The sequence below is a fragment of the Plantibacter cousiniae (nom. nud.) genome, assembly GCF_977070315.1.
In genome coordinates this window covers 46,315-60,434 of sequence record NZ_CDRVEU010000011.1, presented here as the reverse complement: position 1 = coordinate 60,434, position 14,120 = coordinate 46,315, and the positions used below count along the sequence as shown (strand labels likewise).

Sequence of the window (14,120 nt, the reverse complement as noted above, 5' to 3'; positions counted from 1 at the left end):
CTTCGAGTAACTCTTGAACAAGCTCGGACATGACAGCTCACTCCGCAGGCAGTGCCAGCCGTTGCCCCGCCATCAGCAGCGCCAGTCGGCTGAGGCTGCTCCAGGGCGAGCCTGCTGCCTGGCCTTTGATCTGCGCATCGATGCGTTGCGCATCCATGAGCAACTGGCTCCAGCGTTTTGCCGAGTGGCGTTGCAGGGCTTTGCTCATCAGTGGCTTGCGCTTGTCCCAGATCGGCGGGCGTGCCGAGCTGAAGACCTTGTCCAGCGGCACGCCCTGACTGAACTGTTGCGACATATTGGCCAGGGCGCGCAGTTCGCGGGTCAATGCCCAGAGAATCACCGGCGTCTCGACCCCTTCGCCACGCAGGCCTTCGAGCATGCGCAGGGCATGGGCAGCTTCGCCATTGAGCACGGCATCGGTCAGGCCAAATACGTCGAAGCGTGCACTGTCGGCTACCGCCGCCTGCACAGTCTCGACGGTGATCTGGCCTTCTTCGGCCATCAGCTTGAGCTTTTCGATTTCCTGCGCGGCGGCCAGCAGGTTGCCTTCGACCCGGGCCGCGATCAGTTCGACAGCGTCCTGAGTCGCTGCCAGACCCGCCTGCGACAGGCGCTGGCGAATCCATTGCGGCAGTTGGCCGATGTCCACCGGCCAGATTTGCACGAACTGGGTTTGCGCACCCTCAACCAGAGCCTTGCCCCATTTGGTTTTCTGCGCACTGCCATCGAGCTTGGGCAGGCTGATCAGCAGAATGGTGTCTTCGGCAGGTCTGGCGCAATATTCCATGAGCGCCGCAGCACCCTTGTCGCCGGGCTTGCCGGAGGGCAGACGCAACTCCAGGAGACGGCGTTCGGCAAACAGCGACATGCTGGCACCCGCCTGGAGCAATGTGCCCCAGTCGAAGCTGGCGTCGGCGCTGAACACCTGGCGCTCATCGAAGCCCTGCTGGCGTGCGGCCGCGCGAATGGCGTCAGCCGCTTCCTGACAGAGCAGCGGATCGTCACCGCTGATCACATAGACGGGCGCAAGTGTGCCTTGCAAGTGCTTGCCGAGTTGGGCGGGGGCGAGTTTCATGCGTCAGAGCATGTCGGGGCCGGAAAGCCGGCCCCGAACACTTATCTGGCTGGAACTTCGACAGGCGACTGCTGAGGCGTCTCGTCGCGGATTCGCTGAGCAGCCTCGAGTGCGTCGGCTTCGGCCTTGGCAACCGCATCAGCCTTGGCCTGCAGCTCGTCCAGACGCGAAGGGGTCAGTTGCTGCAAGCGAGCCATCAGTTTCTGGATCAGGTCGTTGCGCATTTCCTGACGAACCTGAGAGGCTTCCTGGTCGGAACCGGTCAGGTTGTTGCCGTCGTGTACGTAGGAACGGTCTGCGGTGACTTTATCGCCAAGCAGGAAGCGATCCTTGTCGCCATGCACTTCATAGGTCAGGGTGGTGGTCAGCTGGTATTCAGCCGAGCGACCCGAGCCCGAGTAGCTGATGACCCGTTGAGTCTCGGCTTCGTTGGTCAGCATCAGCTTGTAAGGCGCGCCCGTGTAGACCTTGACGCCAGAGCTGGTCAGCAGGCGAGTGAGTTGCGTCACGGTGTCGCCGTAGGCGTTGCGGGCGCTGACATCCAGCTCCTTGATCGCCAGCTCGGTGGTGCCGGTGCCACGCAGATGGAAGCCACAGGCACTCAACAGAACAGCCAGGCCCATCACCAGCAAATTGCGTTTGATCATCTTGATGCTCCCCTTGAATCCGTTTGGGCCGCCAGTGCGTGCCCTGGAAATATGTTCGGCGCCCTGCGTTTGCCGGGCGCCCGATCCAATCAGCTTGCGACGATGTTGACCAGCTTGCCAGGCACGACGATCACCTTGCGAATGGTCAGGCCATCAGTAAAGCGCAATACGTTCTCGTTGACGCGTGCGGCCGCTTCGACTTCTTCGCGGCTGGCGCTGGCAGGCATCTCGATGTGACCGCGCAGCTTGCCGTTGACCTGAATCACCAGTTGCAGACTGTCCTGCACCAGCGCGTTTGCATCGAATGCAGGCCAGCCCGCGTCGATCACCGGCTCATTGTGGCCCAGTTGCTTCCACAGTTCGTGGCTGATGTGCGGCGTGATAGGCGCCAGCAGCAGGGCGACGGTTTCCACGCCTTCCTGCATCAGTGCGCGATCCTGCGGTGTGTCCTGCGGGGCTTTTTCCAGCACGTTCATCAGCGTCATCACTTGCGCGACAGCGGTGTTGAATTTCTGGTTCTGGCCAATATCCTGGCTCGCCTGTTTGATCGCCTGATGAATCGCGCGGCGGATGGCTTTCTGCTCATCGGACAATGCCGCAACGTCCAGGCCGGTCGACGGGCCTTGAGCCACGTGCGCCTGGGCCAGACGCCATACGCGGCGCAGGAAACGATGCGAACCTTCGACGCCCGAGTCGGACCATTCCAGGCTCATGTCGGGCGGGGAGGCGAACATCATGAACAGGCGGCAGGTGTCGGCGCCGTACTGGTCGATCATGGTCTGCGGGTCGATGCCGTTTTTCTTCGACTTCGACATCTTTTCAGTGCCGCCGATTTCCACCGGCAGGCCATCGCTGGTCAATGTGGCGCTGATCACCTTGGCCTTGGCGTCTCTTTCGAGGGTCACATCGGCCGGGTTGATCCAGGTCTTCTTGCCGCTGGTTTCCATGCGGAAGTAGGTTTCGGCGTTGACCATGCCCTGGGTGAGCAGGTTCTTGAACGGTTCGTTCGAGGTCACCAGGCCTTCGTCGCGCATCAGCTTGTGGAAGAAGCGCGCATAGAGCAGGTGCAGGATCGCGTGTTCGATACCACCGATGTACTGATCCACCGGCAGCCAGTGGTTGGCAGCGTTCGGCTCGACCAGACCACCCTCGTAATGCGGTGAGGCATAGCGTGCGTAGTACCACGAGGACTCGACGAAGGTGTCCATGGTGTCGGTTTCACGCTTGGCCGGTGCGCCGCATTTCGGGCAGCTGCACTCGTAGAACTCGGGCATGCGTGCCAGTGGCGAGCCAGCGCCGTCGGGCACGACGTCTTCCGGCAGGACAACCGGCAACTGGTCTTCCGGGACCGGCACGTCGCCGCAGGTGTCGCAATGCACGATAGGAATCGGGCAGCCCCAGTAACGCTGGCGGCTGATACCCCAGTCGCGCAGGCGGAACTGGGTACGGGACTGGCCCAGGGATTTCTTGACCAGTGCGGCTTCAATGGCGTCGAACGCGTCCTGGAAGGTCAGGCCGGTGAATTCGCCGGAATTGATCAGCTCGCCATGCTCGCCGTAGGCCGGCTGCCATGGGGCAGGTGTTTCGTCGCCGGCGCTGGTGCGGACCACGGGCTTGATCGGCAGACCGTACTGGGTGGCAAACTCGAAATCACGCTCGTCGTGCGCCGGTACAGCCATGACCGCGCCATCGCCGTAGTGCATCAGCACGTAGTTGGCGACCCACACCGGCAGTTTCTCGCCAGTCAGTGGATGCTCGACGAACAACGAAGTCGCCTGGCCTTTCTTTTCCTGCGTGGCAACGTCGGCTTCGGCAACGCTGCCGCCCTTGCATTCATCGATGAACGCCTGCAGGGCTGGGTTGCCTTGCGCGGCCAGGGTTGCCAGCGGGTGTTCGGCCGCCACCGCGACGTAGGTCGCACCCATCAGGGTGTCAGGGCGGGTGGTGAAGACTTTCAGGGCACCGGCTTCGCCGATCGAGACCTGGTCGTACGGAAACTGCACTTCCATGCCGCGCGAACGGCCGATCCAGTTGCGCTGCATGGTCTTGACCTGTTCAGGCCAGCCCGGCAGTTCGTCAAGGCTTTCCAGCAGCTCATTGGCGTACGCGGTGATCTTGAAGTAGTACATCGGGATTTCGCGCTTTTCGATCAGCGCGCCGGAACGCCAGCCGCGGCCATCGATGACCTGCTCGTTGGCCAGTACGGTCTGGTCGATCGGGTCCCAGTTCACGGTACCGTTCTTGCGGTAGATCACACCCTTCTCGAACAGGCGAGTGAACAGCCATTGTTCCCAGCGGTAGTAATCAGGCTTGCAGGTGGTGACTTCGCGCGACCAGTCCACCGCCAGACCCAGGCTCTTGAGCTGGGTCTTCATGTAGTCGATGTTTTCGTAGGTCCACTTGGCCGGCGCGACGTTGTTGTCGATGGCGGCGTTTTCAGCCGGCATGCCGAAAGCGTCCCAGCCCAGTGGCTGCAGAACATTCTTGCCCAGCATGCGCTGGTAGCGGGAGATCACGTCACCAATGGTGTAGTTGCGCACATGACCCATGTGCAGCTTGCCGCTCGGGTAAGGAAACATCGACAGGCAGTAGAAGGTATCCTTGCCTGGCTGTTCACTGACTTCAAAAGACTTTTGCTCATCCCAGAACGTTTGGGCGGCGGCTTCGATTTCACGGGGCTGATAGAGTTCGTGCATGGCTACTTTTTACTAAGGATTAGTGACCCTTGACCTCTTCATTGCTTCGCCGAGTCAGGTCGGCACCGCGTGGCGGACATTTGCAACTGTCTGTGCGGTGCGTTCAGGCTCAAGAGCGCGGAAGTGGAATTACAGGAAGCGCAGTAGCATACATGAGGGCCGTCTATCGAGGGAAACCCTGATTGCGTCCCTTGCGGGCTCAACGCCCGGCCGGCAACCTCATCTGGCCGTTGGTCGTAGTCCCCTACCGGTTCTTGCAGCAGCGCTAAGCTCAAACGCGAGGGTGATGATTATCTTCGATGAGGTGAGTGGATGACAGAGTTGCAGCATGTTGCAAGCCTGACCAGGCTGTATGAGCGTCTGATCGATCGTCTCGGACTGGCACTCGAGACGGCGAGTACCTCGGTCCGGCTCCGAAACGAGTCGCCTGCCGAGCTTGAGCTCAAGGGGTTGAGCCATGCCGAGTTCCGGTTGATCGAAGCCTATCTCGAAAAGGGCAACGGGGACGCAGGCGCAGTTGTCGTCGACATGCCTGCGGGCAGCGCTCTGGCGGCTGCGGAGCATGGCAGGTCGCCCCGTGCGTCAGCCACCATCGTGTGGCTGAAAGATCGGCGACGAGCCAGGGCGTCAGTGCGGCTGGGCCGTAACACTTAGGCATTGCCTGCCTGCACGCGGGCCAAGGGCCTGGCCATTTCGGGCTTCCTGCTTCTGGCATTGTCGCGTGTCTGTAAACATTCTAGGCTGCGGGCACTCATGGAGATGTTCCGATGCCCTTGCGCTACCTGCTCAAAACCCTTCTTTTGCCGCCCGGTATTCTGTTTGTCCTGCTGATTCTTGGCTGGTGGCTGCGTCGCTCCCGGCCACGACTGGCGACGGTATCCTTTGCGGTCGGCCTCGGCGGATTGTGGCTGATGAGCCTGCCGGTCGCCGTAGAGTTCGCAGCGCGTAAACTTGAGCAGATCCCGCCCTTGCCGCAACAGCAATGGGCGACGCTGGCGCAGCAGGCCGACGCCATTGTGGTGCTGGGCAATGGGCGCGAGCGCAATTCGCCGACCTGGGGTGCAGACACGCCCACCGGTCTTGGACTGGAGCGCCTGCGTCTGGCGGCTCGATTGGCGAAAGAATCCGGACTGCCGATATTGACCTCCGGCGGCCTGCATTTTGACCAGCCGCCCAGCGAGGCGGCGATCATGGCGCAGTCACTGCAGGACGATTTTGCTGTGACGGTGCGCTGGCAGGAGGGGCTGAGTCGCACCACGTGGGAAAACGCGACCATGAGCGCCGCAGTTCTGCAGCCGCAAGGCATCAAGCGCGTGGTGCTGGTGACTCAGGCCTGGCACATGCCGCGGGCACGCTGGAGCTTCGAGCAGGCGGGCTTTACTGTGGTGAGTGCGCCGGTCGGCTATCTGGGTGTCGACAACGCTCGGCCTTTTGGCGGCTGGCTGCCTGAAAGTCGCGTGTTCACGCAGAGCGGGATGCTGCTCAATGAAGCCGCAGGCTTGCTGGTTTATCCGTGGATCTATCGGAAGGGGCAATGATCATTTGAAGCAATGGCCATCTGAAGCCGATTCCACCTGCAGGCAGATGAAACCGGCTTGGTGCAGTCAGACGGTCTTGGAAATCCGTGCCGCCATCAACGCCCAGCCAAACAGCAGCAGGCAGACAATCGCCAGCGGCCACGAGCGCCAGTGCAGATAAGGCGTGAGTTCATGCATGGGCACCACTTCGCCGTACAGCACGCCGCGTTCGAACTGCGGAATCTGCTCGGTGATCTTGCCAAACGGGTCGATCAGCGCGGTCACGCCATTGTTGGTTGCCCGGATCATCCAGCGGCCTGCTTCAAGGGCGCGCATCTGGGCCATCTGCAAGTGTTGCAGAGGGCCGATCGAGGTGCCGAACCAGGTGTCGTTGCTGACCGTCAGCAGCAGGTCGCTTTGCGCCGACAGGCCTGCGGCGAACTCTGGATAGACCACTTCGTAGCAGATGAACGGCGCGATGTGATAACCCTTGGCCTGCAATAACGCCTGATCGTTCGGCCCGCGCGCGAAGTCCGACATTGGCAGGTCGAAGAAGGAAATCAGCCCGCGCAGCAGGTCCTGCAGCGGCACGTACTCACCGAACGGCACCAGCTTCTGCTTGTAGTAGGTGCCGTCACCCTGGCCCGTGACCGTGATGCCGTTGTAATAACGATACTCACCGCGCCCGGTCGGTTCACGCACCGGTACGCCGGTGATCAGCGCAGCGCCGCGGTCCGAAGCGAACTTGCCCATCATCGACAGATAGCCTTCTGCGCTTTCCTTGAGCACCGGCACGGCGGTTTCCGGCCAGACGATCAGGTCTGCCTGCTGCGAGCGGAAGGTCATGTCGCGGTACAGCGCCAGCTGATCGTTGAGCTTTTGCGGGTCCCACTTCATGCTTTGTTCGACGTTGCCCTGCATCGCCGCAACTTTCAGTGGCGCGCCGGACGGCGATGTCCAAGCGTGACCCTTGAGGGCCAGGCCTGTCACCCACGGGGCCAGCAACAGCACCACGCCCATGGCCAGAAACGATTTGCGTGCACGCAGGCGGTGCAGGTTGCACAACAGTGCAGCAGTCAGCGCCAGCGAGAACGAAATCAGCCATACGCCGCCGACGGGGGCAAGCCCGGCCAGTGGGCCGTCGAGCTGACTGTAGCCGGAGTAGAGCCACGGGAAGCCAGTGAGAAACCAGCCGCGAAACGCTTCCTGCCACAGCCATAGCGCTGCGAAGGCCAGCGCATCGGCCAGCGGTGCTTCATTGCGACGCAGCCAGCGCGCCCAGACCCAGGCGGGAAGGGCGAAGAACAGGGCAATGGCGGCGATGAACAACAGCATCAACAGCCCAGCCAATAGCACGGAAGCGCCGCCGTAGGTGTGAATGCTGACGTAGATCCAGCTGGTGCCGGCGCCGTACAGACCGAAGCCATAGCACCAGCCACGGGCCAGTGCCTGGCGCGGGTTCAGGTCGCGCAGGCCCAGATAGAACATCGCCACTGCGACCAGCACCAGAGGCCAGAGGTCGAAAGGCGCCAGGGCCAGGGTCGTGAGCCCGCCAGCCGCCAGGGCCAGCAGGTTACCGGGCCAGCCGGGGCGGGTTATCCAGCGCATGTAGATTCCTTAAAGCAGCATCAAGTGTTTACGGACGTGAAATGGGCGTCACGCGCAGCAAATGAATGCGACGGCTGTCAGCGCTCAGGATGCGGAAACGATAGGCACCGATTTCAGTGATTTCGTTGCGCTTGGGCAGATGGCCAAAGGCATTCATCACCAGACCGCCCACAGTATCGAACTCGTCGTCCGAGAACGTGCTGTCGAAGAATTCGTTGAAATTCTCGACCGGCGTAAGGGCCTTGACCAGGAAGTCGCCGCTGGGCAGCGGTTTGATGTAGCTGTCTTCCTCGACGTCATGCTCGTCTTCGATGTCGCCGACGATCTGTTCCAGCACGTCTTCGATGGTCACCAGACCTGCCACGCCGCCGTATTCGTCAATGACGATGGCCATGTGGTTGTGGTTGGCGCGAAATTCGCGCAGCAGCACGTTGAGACGCTTGGATTCGGGCACGAAGGTGGCCGGACGCAGCAGCTTCTTGACGTCATCGCTGTCACCGTCGGCCTTGAGGATCAGCGGCAGCAGATCCTTGGCCAGCAGCACACCGAGCACATCATCGTGGCTTTCGCCGATCACCGGATAGCGCGAGTGCGCAGCATCGATGACCGCAGGCAGAAATTCCCGGGGTGTCTGGGTCGCCTTGATGCTGATCATCTGCGAGCGCGGCACCATGATGTCGCGCACTTGCAGGTCAGCCACTTGAATGGCGCCCTCGACGATGGCCAGCGCTTCGCTGTCCAGCAGTTTGTTCTGGTGGGCTTCGCGCAGCAGCTCAAGCAGCTCCTGGCGGTTTTTCGGCTCATGGACAAAGGCCTGGGTCAGTTTACCCAACCATGACTTTTGCCCGTTGCTCGATCGGTCTTCGCTCATAGCCCTTACTCGTGGTCCTTGCTTGGTGTGTCTGAATGTGGATGGTCGGCACTTTCATCGTCGGCGTAGGGATCGGGATAGCCCAGCTCCTCAAGCAACGTTCGTTCCAGTGCTTCCATTTCTTCGGCTTCTTCATCATCGATGTGGTCGTAACCCAGCAGATGAAGGCAGCCATGAATGACCATGTGCGCCCAGTGCGCGTCGACGGACTTGCCCTGTTCAACGGCTTCACGGTTGACGACCGGAACGCAGATGACCAGATCACCCAGCAACGGGATGTCCAGCATGTCGTCTGGAACGTCTGCCGGGAATGAAAGCACGTTTGTTGCGTAATTTTTGTGTCGCCAGGTGTGATTGAGCTCACGCCCTTCGGTTTCGTCAACCAGGCGGATGGTCAGCTCGGAGTCGGCACTGCGCTGACGCAGGCCCATTTCACACCAGAGGCGGAATCGGGCTTCGTCAGGGGCGCTTGTCTCGCTTGCAATCTGCAGGTCCAGCTCAAGCATCGCGGTGGTTGTCCCGTGGGTAACTGTTGTTGCCCGACGGACCATCACTGAGGCGGTCGTCGAAACGCTCGTAGGCTTCGACGATGCGCTGAACCAGCGGGTGGCGAACCACATCCTTGGGTTTGAAATGCGTGAAGCTGATGCCCGGCACGTCCTTGAGCACATCGATGACGTGCGTCAGCCCGGAGCGAGTGCCCTTCGGCAGGTCGACCTGGGTGATGTCGCCGGTGATCACGGCTGTGGAGCCGAAGCCGATACGGGTCAGGAACATCTTCATCTGCTCGACGGTGGTGTTCTGACTTTCGTCGAGAATGATGAAGCTGTTATTAAGGGTGCGTCCGCGCATGTAAGCCAGCGGTGCCACTTCAATGACCTGCTTCTCGATCAGCTTGGCGACGTATTCGAAACCGAGCATCTCGTACAGCGCGTCGTACAGCGGGCGCAGGTACGGGTCGATCTTCTGTGCCAGATCGCCGGGCAGGAAGCCCAGCTTCTCGCCAGCCTCGACCGCCGGGCGCACCAGCAGGATGCGTCGGATCTGCTCGCGCTCCAGTGCATCCACCGCGCAGGCCACCGCCAGGTAGGTCTTGCCGGTACCCGCCGGGCCGATGCCGAAGTTGATGTCGTTGCTGACGACCTCCTTGACGTAACGCTGCTGGTTCAGGCCGCGCGGGCGAATCATGCCCTTTTTGGTGCGCAGCGAGACGCCGACTTCGGCGGCAGGGTGATTGTCGAGGCCGTCCACACCCGATTCCTGAAGGAACAGGTGGACCATGTCCGGCGTCAGTTCGGTACCTTTGGTTTCCCGGTACAGACGGCGCAGAAGGTTCTCGGCGGAATGATTTTGTTTGGCGTCGCCAATCAGCTCGAATTGATTGCCGCGATTGCGGATCTCGATGTCCAGGCGTTGCTCGATCAGGCGCAAGTGCTCGTCGAGTTGCCCGCACAAGTTGGCGAAACGATGGGCCTCGAAAGGCTCGAGGGTGAAGCGATGAGGTTCTATGGGTGCGTTCAAGGTCGTTTAATGGCCGTCCGGCGGCAATTGAGATGTATTGAAGAATACCCCTAGCGCTGATTGTGCGAAAGCGTTGCCTTGTTAAAGGCCGCGCCAGGGATTCACCGTGCTCAATGGTAGGGACCGCGCAGAAACGAATTCATTCGGCGATTCGTTTCTGCAGCGACACTCAAGCTTTACTGTAGCAGCGAGCCGCGCAACGAGTGAGGCTGCGCATCATCGATGTGTACATCGGCAAACTGTCCGATCAATTTGGGGTTGTCGCAGCGAAAATTGACGATCCGGTTGTTCTCGGTTCGGCCCTGCAGTTCGCCTGGGTCTTTCTTCGAGTAGTCGGTCACCAGAATGCGCTGGATGCTGCCCACCATCTGCCGGCTGATCTCGAAACCCTGCTGGTTCAGACGATGTTGCAGCGCTGCCAGGCGCTCTTTCTTCAGGGCTTCGGGCGTATCGTCCTTGAGGTCCGCGGCGGGCGTGCCCGGGCGCGGGCTGTAGACGAACGAGAACGAGAAGTCGAAACCCACGTCCTCGATCAGCTTCATGGTGTTGTCGAAATCCTTTTCGGTCTCGCCGGGGAAGCCGACGATGAAGTCGGAACTGATACTGATGCCCGGCACTGCGGCCCTGAGCTTGCGCAAACGCGACTTGTATTCCAGCGTGGTGTGGTTGCGCTTCATCGCCGCCAGAATACGGTCGGAGCCCGACTGCACAGGCAAATGCAGGTGTTTGACCAGTTCCGGCACTTCCGCGTGGGCCTGGATCAGGCTGTCGGAAAACTCCAGCGGGTGCGAGGTGGTGTAGCGAATTCGGTCGATGCCATCGACGGCGGCGACCACGCGGATCAGGTCCGCCAGGTCTGCGACGCGGCCGTCGTGGGTGGTGCCGCGATAACCGTTGACGTTCTGCCCCAGCAGGGTGACTTCACGCACGCCGTTTTCGGCCAGGTGGATGACTTCGCTCAGCACATCGTCGAACGGGCGACTGACTTCCTCGCCACGGGTGTAGGGCACCACGCAGAACGTGCAGTATTTGCTGCAGCCTTCCATCACCGACACATAAGCGCTCGGGCCATCGACGCGCGGCTCGGGCAAGTGGTCGAATTTTTCGATTTCCGGGAACGAGACATCGACCTGCGGCAAGCGGGTCACGCGTGCGGCGTCGATCATTTCCGGCAGGCGGTGCAGGGTCTGCGGGCCGAACACCACGTCCACATAGGGCGCGCGATCACGAATGGCTGCGCCTTCCTGGCTGGCCACGCAGCCGCCTACAGCGATAACCATTTCCGGATTGGCCAGCTTCAGCTCACGCCAGCGGCCGAGCTGGGAATACACCCGGTCCTGGGCGCGTTCACGAATCGAGCAGGTATTGAGCAGGATCACGTCGGCGTCTTCCGCGCGAGCGGTGACTTCCAGGGCCTGATGTTCGCCCAGCAGGTCGACCATGCGCGAGCTGTCGTACTCGTTCATCTGGCAACCGTGGGTTTCGATATAAAGCTTTTTGGCCATGCGTGATGATCAACCGTGTCAGTGAACCGCGCATTATAAGGATGAAGGGCTCGGGTTCCTAGCGTCGGCTGTCCGACGAGGCGGGCGGACATGCTATAGTCCGTGCCCCTTTTTCATCTCCGATCGTTACCCGCCCGTTATGACCAAACGCGAAGCTCCAATCTACAAGGTGATTTTCCTCAACCAGGGACAGGTGTTCGAGATGTACGCCAAGCAGATCTACCAAAGTGATCTGTGGGGCTTTCTGGAAGTTGAAGAATTCGTCTTCGGCGAGCGCACGACCGTTGTGGTGGACCCGAGCGAAGAGAAGCTCAAGGCCCAGTTCGAAGGTGTGGTGCGCAGTTTCGTGCCGATGCATTCGATTGTGCGCATCGATGAAGTCGAACGCATGGGCACGCCGAAGATCAGCGAAGCGCGCGGCAGCAGCAATGTGATGCCGTTCCCCATGCCGATGCCGGAAAAGTAAGCGTTGCAGGTGTGAATCGCGATTGCCCTGAAAGATTCCTGATCAGGGCAACGGAGAAAAAGGACTGCGACCTTCGGCGGTCTGCAGTTCAAGCAGGTATTTGCGGAAAATCTGCCCGAGTACCTGAGTGGCGACTTCGAGCTCGTCACGTTGCATCTTCGCCGAGACTTCGTCGGCAGCGTCCAGCGCGTCTTCCGAACCGTTGACCGCGGCCATCTTCAGCACGATGTAGGCCTGAATGTTGTTGGCCTGCACACCTTCACCACGGCTGAACATCAAGCCCAGTTGATACTGCGCCTGGGCATGGCCCTGCAGCGAAGCCTGCTCGAAATAATTCAGCGCCTGCGACAAATCGCGAGGTGCATTTCTGCCCTCGTAATAGAACTCACCCAACTCGTACTGCGCCTGCGCGTCCCCACCCTTGGCGGCCTGCTGGCAGGCTTCGAGCGCTGCTGGCAGGTTCTCTGGCTGGGTATTGAGGGTGCAACGACCCATCGCCGGGACTAACAACGAGTTGCCGCCGGCAGTTGCCAGCAGAGGATAGACAAGCAACAGGCAGCCCAATACAAGGGTGCGGCCGGTGCGGTTCATGGGAGTCGACTTACCTCTGAAAAAGGTGCGGGCATGCCCGACCAGCTAAACGTGCTGGCTGCGCATTATGAAATAAGCAGAGCCAACCTTACAAAGTCTTTACGGATTTTCTGCTGCACGGCCTGAAAACATCCTTTTTTACGGGCGGATTACCTGAAAGAGGGTTGTTGTCAGCGTGTCTGTGCAGCGTTCGCATTGCATTGTAGAAGCAAAATACGTACTTAACGTTCAGTTTCATTCGCAGTCATCACTCGCGCCGGTTCACTGACACCCTGCGCGAGTGATGCCTGACGAGCTTATTTCAGCGCAGCGAATGCCTTTTCTGCGGCATCCAGGCTCAGTTTCAGCTCGGCATCACCATGGGCGATGGAAGTGAAACCCGCTTCGAAAGCGCTCGGCGCGAGGTAAACGCCGCCTTCCAGCATCAGGTGGAAGAAGCGCTTGAAGCGCTCGGAGTCACTGGTCATCACGTCTTCGAACGTCACGATTTGGTCGGCTTCGCTGAAATACAGGCCGAACATGCCGCCGGCCTGGGTCGTCACGAACGGGATACCTGCGGCATCAGCGCGCTGTTGCAGGCCTTCGAGCAGGCGGCGGGTGTAGTCGCTCAGTTCATCGTGAAAGCCCGGACGGCTGATCAGGCGCAGGGTGGTCAGGCCGGCCGCCATCGCCAGCGGGTTGCCCGACAGGGTGCCGGCCTGATAGACCGGGCCGAGCGGTGCGATGTGCGACATGATTTCGCGTTTGCCGCCAAAGCAGCCGACCGGCATGCCGCCGCCGATGATTTTGCCAAAAGTGCTCAGGTCGGGCGTCACGCCGTAGTAAGCCTGTGCGCCACCGAGGGCAACGCGGAAACCGGTCATCACTTCATCGAAAATCAGCACCACGCCGTGTTCGTCGCACAGGTCGCGCAGCCCTTGCAGGTAGCCAGGCGCAGGCGGCACACAGTTCATGTTGCCAGCCACGGGTTCGACGATGATGCACGCCACTTCCTGACCCACTTCGGCCAGCAGTTCACGCACGGCGTCGAGGTTGTTGAAGGGCACGGTCAGGGTGTGTTTGGCGAAAGCGGCAGGTACGCCAGGCGAGCTGGGCACGCCGAGGGTCAGCGCACCGGAGCCGGCCTTGACCAGCAGGCTGTCGGAGTGACCGTGGTAGCAACCTTCGAACTTGAGGATGCTGTCGCGGCCGGTGAAGCCACGGGCCAGACGGATTGCACTCATGGTCGCTTCAGTACCCGAGCTGACCATGCGAACCATTTCCATGGATGGCACCAGTTCGCAGACCAGGTCGGCCATTTCGGTTTCCATGGCCGTCGGTGCGCCGTAGGACAGGCCGTGTTCCAGCTGGCTGCGCACGGCGTCGAGCACGTCGGGGTGGCTATGGCCAAGAATCATCGGGCCCCAGGAGCCGACGTAATCCACATAACGCTTGTCGTCTTCGTCAGTCACGTAGGCGCCCGCAGCGTGCTTGAAGAACAGTGGCGTGCCACCCACGCTCTTGAAGGCGCGAACCGGCGAATTGACGCCGCCGGGGATGTGTTTTTGGGCGTTGGCGAACAGTGTTTCGGAACGGGACATGATCGGGTCTCTGCTTTGAAACGGGGAATTCGTGTCTACGCTG

Annotated in this window: 13 protein-coding genes; 3 read left to right on the top strand and 10 right to left on the bottom strand. The window is 60.8% G+C overall.

What is annotated here, in order from left to right; translation table 11 throughout:
- Window positions 1-37: 37 nt before the first annotated feature.
- The 3 genes from holA to leuS all read right to left on the bottom strand — a co-directional run bounded on the left by holA (window position 38) and on the right by leuS (window position 4,418).
- Window positions 38-1,075: a DNA polymerase III subunit delta gene (gene holA / locus ACW55A_RS20040; RefSeq protein WP_455809271.1), complete on the bottom strand. Its 1,038-nt coding sequence runs from the start codon at window positions 1,073-1,075 to the stop codon at window positions 38-40.
- A gap of 41 nt (window positions 1,076-1,116) precedes the next feature.
- Complete coding sequence (locus ACW55A_RS20035; protein ID WP_003368795.1) at window positions 1,117-1,722, bottom strand: LPS-assembly lipoprotein LptE; 606 nt, start codon at window positions 1,720-1,722, stop codon at window positions 1,117-1,119.
- An 89-nt stretch (window positions 1,723-1,811) separates the two neighbouring features.
- The gene (leuS, locus tag ACW55A_RS20030; RefSeq protein ID WP_060708299.1) at window positions 1,812-4,418 is read right to left on the bottom strand and encodes a leucine--tRNA ligase; all 2,607 of its coding nucleotides are present in this window, start codon (window positions 4,416-4,418) and stop codon (window positions 1,812-1,814) included.
- A 312-nt stretch (window positions 4,419-4,730) separates the two neighbouring features.
- Here leuS and ACW55A_RS20025 point away from each other — a divergent pair, with 312 nt between their 5' ends.
- Entirely contained in the window at window positions 4,731-5,072 is a 342-nt protein-coding gene (locus tag ACW55A_RS20025) for a hypothetical protein (protein WP_058417074.1), read from the top strand.
- Window positions 5,073-5,185: 113 nt separating this feature from the next.
- The gene (locus ACW55A_RS20020) at window positions 5,186-5,956 is read left to right on the top strand and encodes a YdcF family protein (protein WP_003368792.1); all 771 of its coding nucleotides are present in this window, start codon (window positions 5,186-5,188) and stop codon (window positions 5,954-5,956) included.
- A gap of 66 nt (window positions 5,957-6,022) precedes the next feature.
- On the opposite strand, the gene lnt is transcribed toward ACW55A_RS20020, so the two are convergent.
- The 5 genes from lnt to miaB all read right to left on the bottom strand — a co-directional run bounded on the left by lnt (window position 6,023) and on the right by miaB (window position 11,440).
- Window positions 6,023-7,543 carry an apolipoprotein N-acyltransferase gene (gene lnt / locus ACW55A_RS20015; protein WP_003368791.1) on the bottom strand — a complete coding sequence of 507 codons (1,521 nt, stop codon included), beginning with the start codon at window positions 7,541-7,543 and terminating at the stop codon, window positions 6,023-6,025.
- Between the two features lie 28 nt (window positions 7,544-7,571).
- Window positions 7,572-8,414, bottom strand: a complete 843-nt coding sequence (locus ACW55A_RS20010) for a CorC family transporter (protein ID WP_003368790.1) — start codon at window positions 8,412-8,414, stop codon at window positions 7,572-7,574.
- Window positions 8,415-8,419: 5 nt separating this feature from the next.
- Entirely contained in the window at window positions 8,420-8,920 is a 501-nt protein-coding gene (ybeY, locus tag ACW55A_RS20005; RefSeq protein ID WP_003368789.1) for an rRNA maturation RNase YbeY, read from the bottom strand.
- Window positions 8,913-9,935: a PhoH family protein gene (locus tag ACW55A_RS20000; protein WP_455809268.1), complete on the bottom strand. Its 1,023-nt coding sequence runs from the start codon at window positions 9,933-9,935 to the stop codon at window positions 8,913-8,915. Before ACW55A_RS20000 ends, ybeY begins: the two co-directional genes overlap by 8 nt.
- Before the next feature lie 176 nt (window positions 9,936-10,111).
- On the bottom strand, window positions 10,112-11,440 hold the full coding sequence (gene miaB, locus ACW55A_RS19995; RefSeq protein WP_003368786.1) for a tRNA (N6-isopentenyl adenosine(37)-C2)-methylthiotransferase MiaB: 1,329 nt from the start codon (window positions 11,438-11,440) through the stop codon (window positions 10,112-10,114).
- Between the two features lie 139 nt (window positions 11,441-11,579).
- Between miaB and ACW55A_RS19990 the strand changes: the two genes are divergently transcribed.
- Window positions 11,580-11,906, top strand: coding sequence for a DUF1820 family protein (locus ACW55A_RS19990; protein ID WP_003368785.1), 327 nt, complete (start codon window positions 11,580-11,582; stop codon window positions 11,904-11,906).
- Window positions 11,907-11,948: 42 nt separating this feature from the next.
- Here the strand turns inward: ACW55A_RS19990 and ACW55A_RS19985 are convergent, their stop codons facing one another.
- Together ACW55A_RS19985 and hemL are read right to left on the bottom strand one after the other, a co-directional pair.
- Window positions 11,949-12,497, bottom strand: coding sequence for a tetratricopeptide repeat protein (locus ACW55A_RS19985; protein WP_003431680.1), 549 nt, complete (start codon window positions 12,495-12,497; stop codon window positions 11,949-11,951).
- Window positions 12,498-12,793: 296 nt separating this feature from the next.
- Entirely contained in the window at window positions 12,794-14,077 is a 1,284-nt protein-coding gene (hemL, locus tag ACW55A_RS19980; RefSeq protein WP_498811541.1) for a glutamate-1-semialdehyde 2,1-aminomutase, read from the bottom strand.
- Between the last annotated feature and the right edge of the window lie 43 nt (window positions 14,078-14,120).

Excerpts from the sequence above, each read along its gene's own strand:
- ybeY (WP_003368789.1), bottom strand. The coding sequence starts at position 8,920 with ATGCTTGAGCTGGACCTGCAGATTGCAAGCGAGACAAGCGCCCCTGAC.
- holA (WP_455809271.1), bottom strand. The coding sequence starts at position 1,075 with ATGAAACTCGCCCCCGCCCAACTCGGCAAGCACTTGCAAGGCACACTT.
- miaB (WP_003368786.1), bottom strand. The coding sequence starts at position 11,440 with ATGGCCAAAAAGCTTTATATCGAAACCCACGGTTGCCAGATGAACGAG.
- lnt (WP_003368791.1), bottom strand. The coding sequence starts at position 7,543 with ATGCGCTGGATAACCCGCCCCGGCTGGCCCGGTAACCTGCTGGCCCTG.
- ACW55A_RS20025 (WP_058417074.1), top strand. The coding sequence starts at position 4,731 with ATGACAGAGTTGCAGCATGTTGCAAGCCTGACCAGGCTGTATGAGCGT.
- ACW55A_RS20020 (WP_003368792.1), top strand. The coding sequence starts at position 5,186 with ATGCCCTTGCGCTACCTGCTCAAAACCCTTCTTTTGCCGCCCGGTATT.
- ACW55A_RS19985 (WP_003431680.1), bottom strand. The coding sequence starts at position 12,497 with ATGAACCGCACCGGCCGCACCCTTGTATTGGGCTGCCTGTTGCTTGTC.
- leuS (WP_060708299.1), bottom strand. The coding sequence starts at position 4,418 with ATGCACGAACTCTATCAGCCCCGTGAAATCGAAGCCGCCGCCCAAACG.
- ACW55A_RS19990 (WP_003368785.1), top strand. The coding sequence starts at position 11,580 with ATGACCAAACGCGAAGCTCCAATCTACAAGGTGATTTTCCTCAACCAG.
- ACW55A_RS20035 (WP_003368795.1), bottom strand. The coding sequence starts at position 1,722 with ATGATCAAACGCAATTTGCTGGTGATGGGCCTGGCTGTTCTGTTGAGT.
- ACW55A_RS20010 (WP_003368790.1), bottom strand. The coding sequence starts at position 8,414 with ATGAGCGAAGACCGATCGAGCAACGGGCAAAAGTCATGGTTGGGTAAA.
- hemL (WP_498811541.1), bottom strand. The coding sequence starts at position 14,077 with ATGTCCCGTTCCGAAACACTGTTCGCCAACGCCCAAAAACACATCCCC.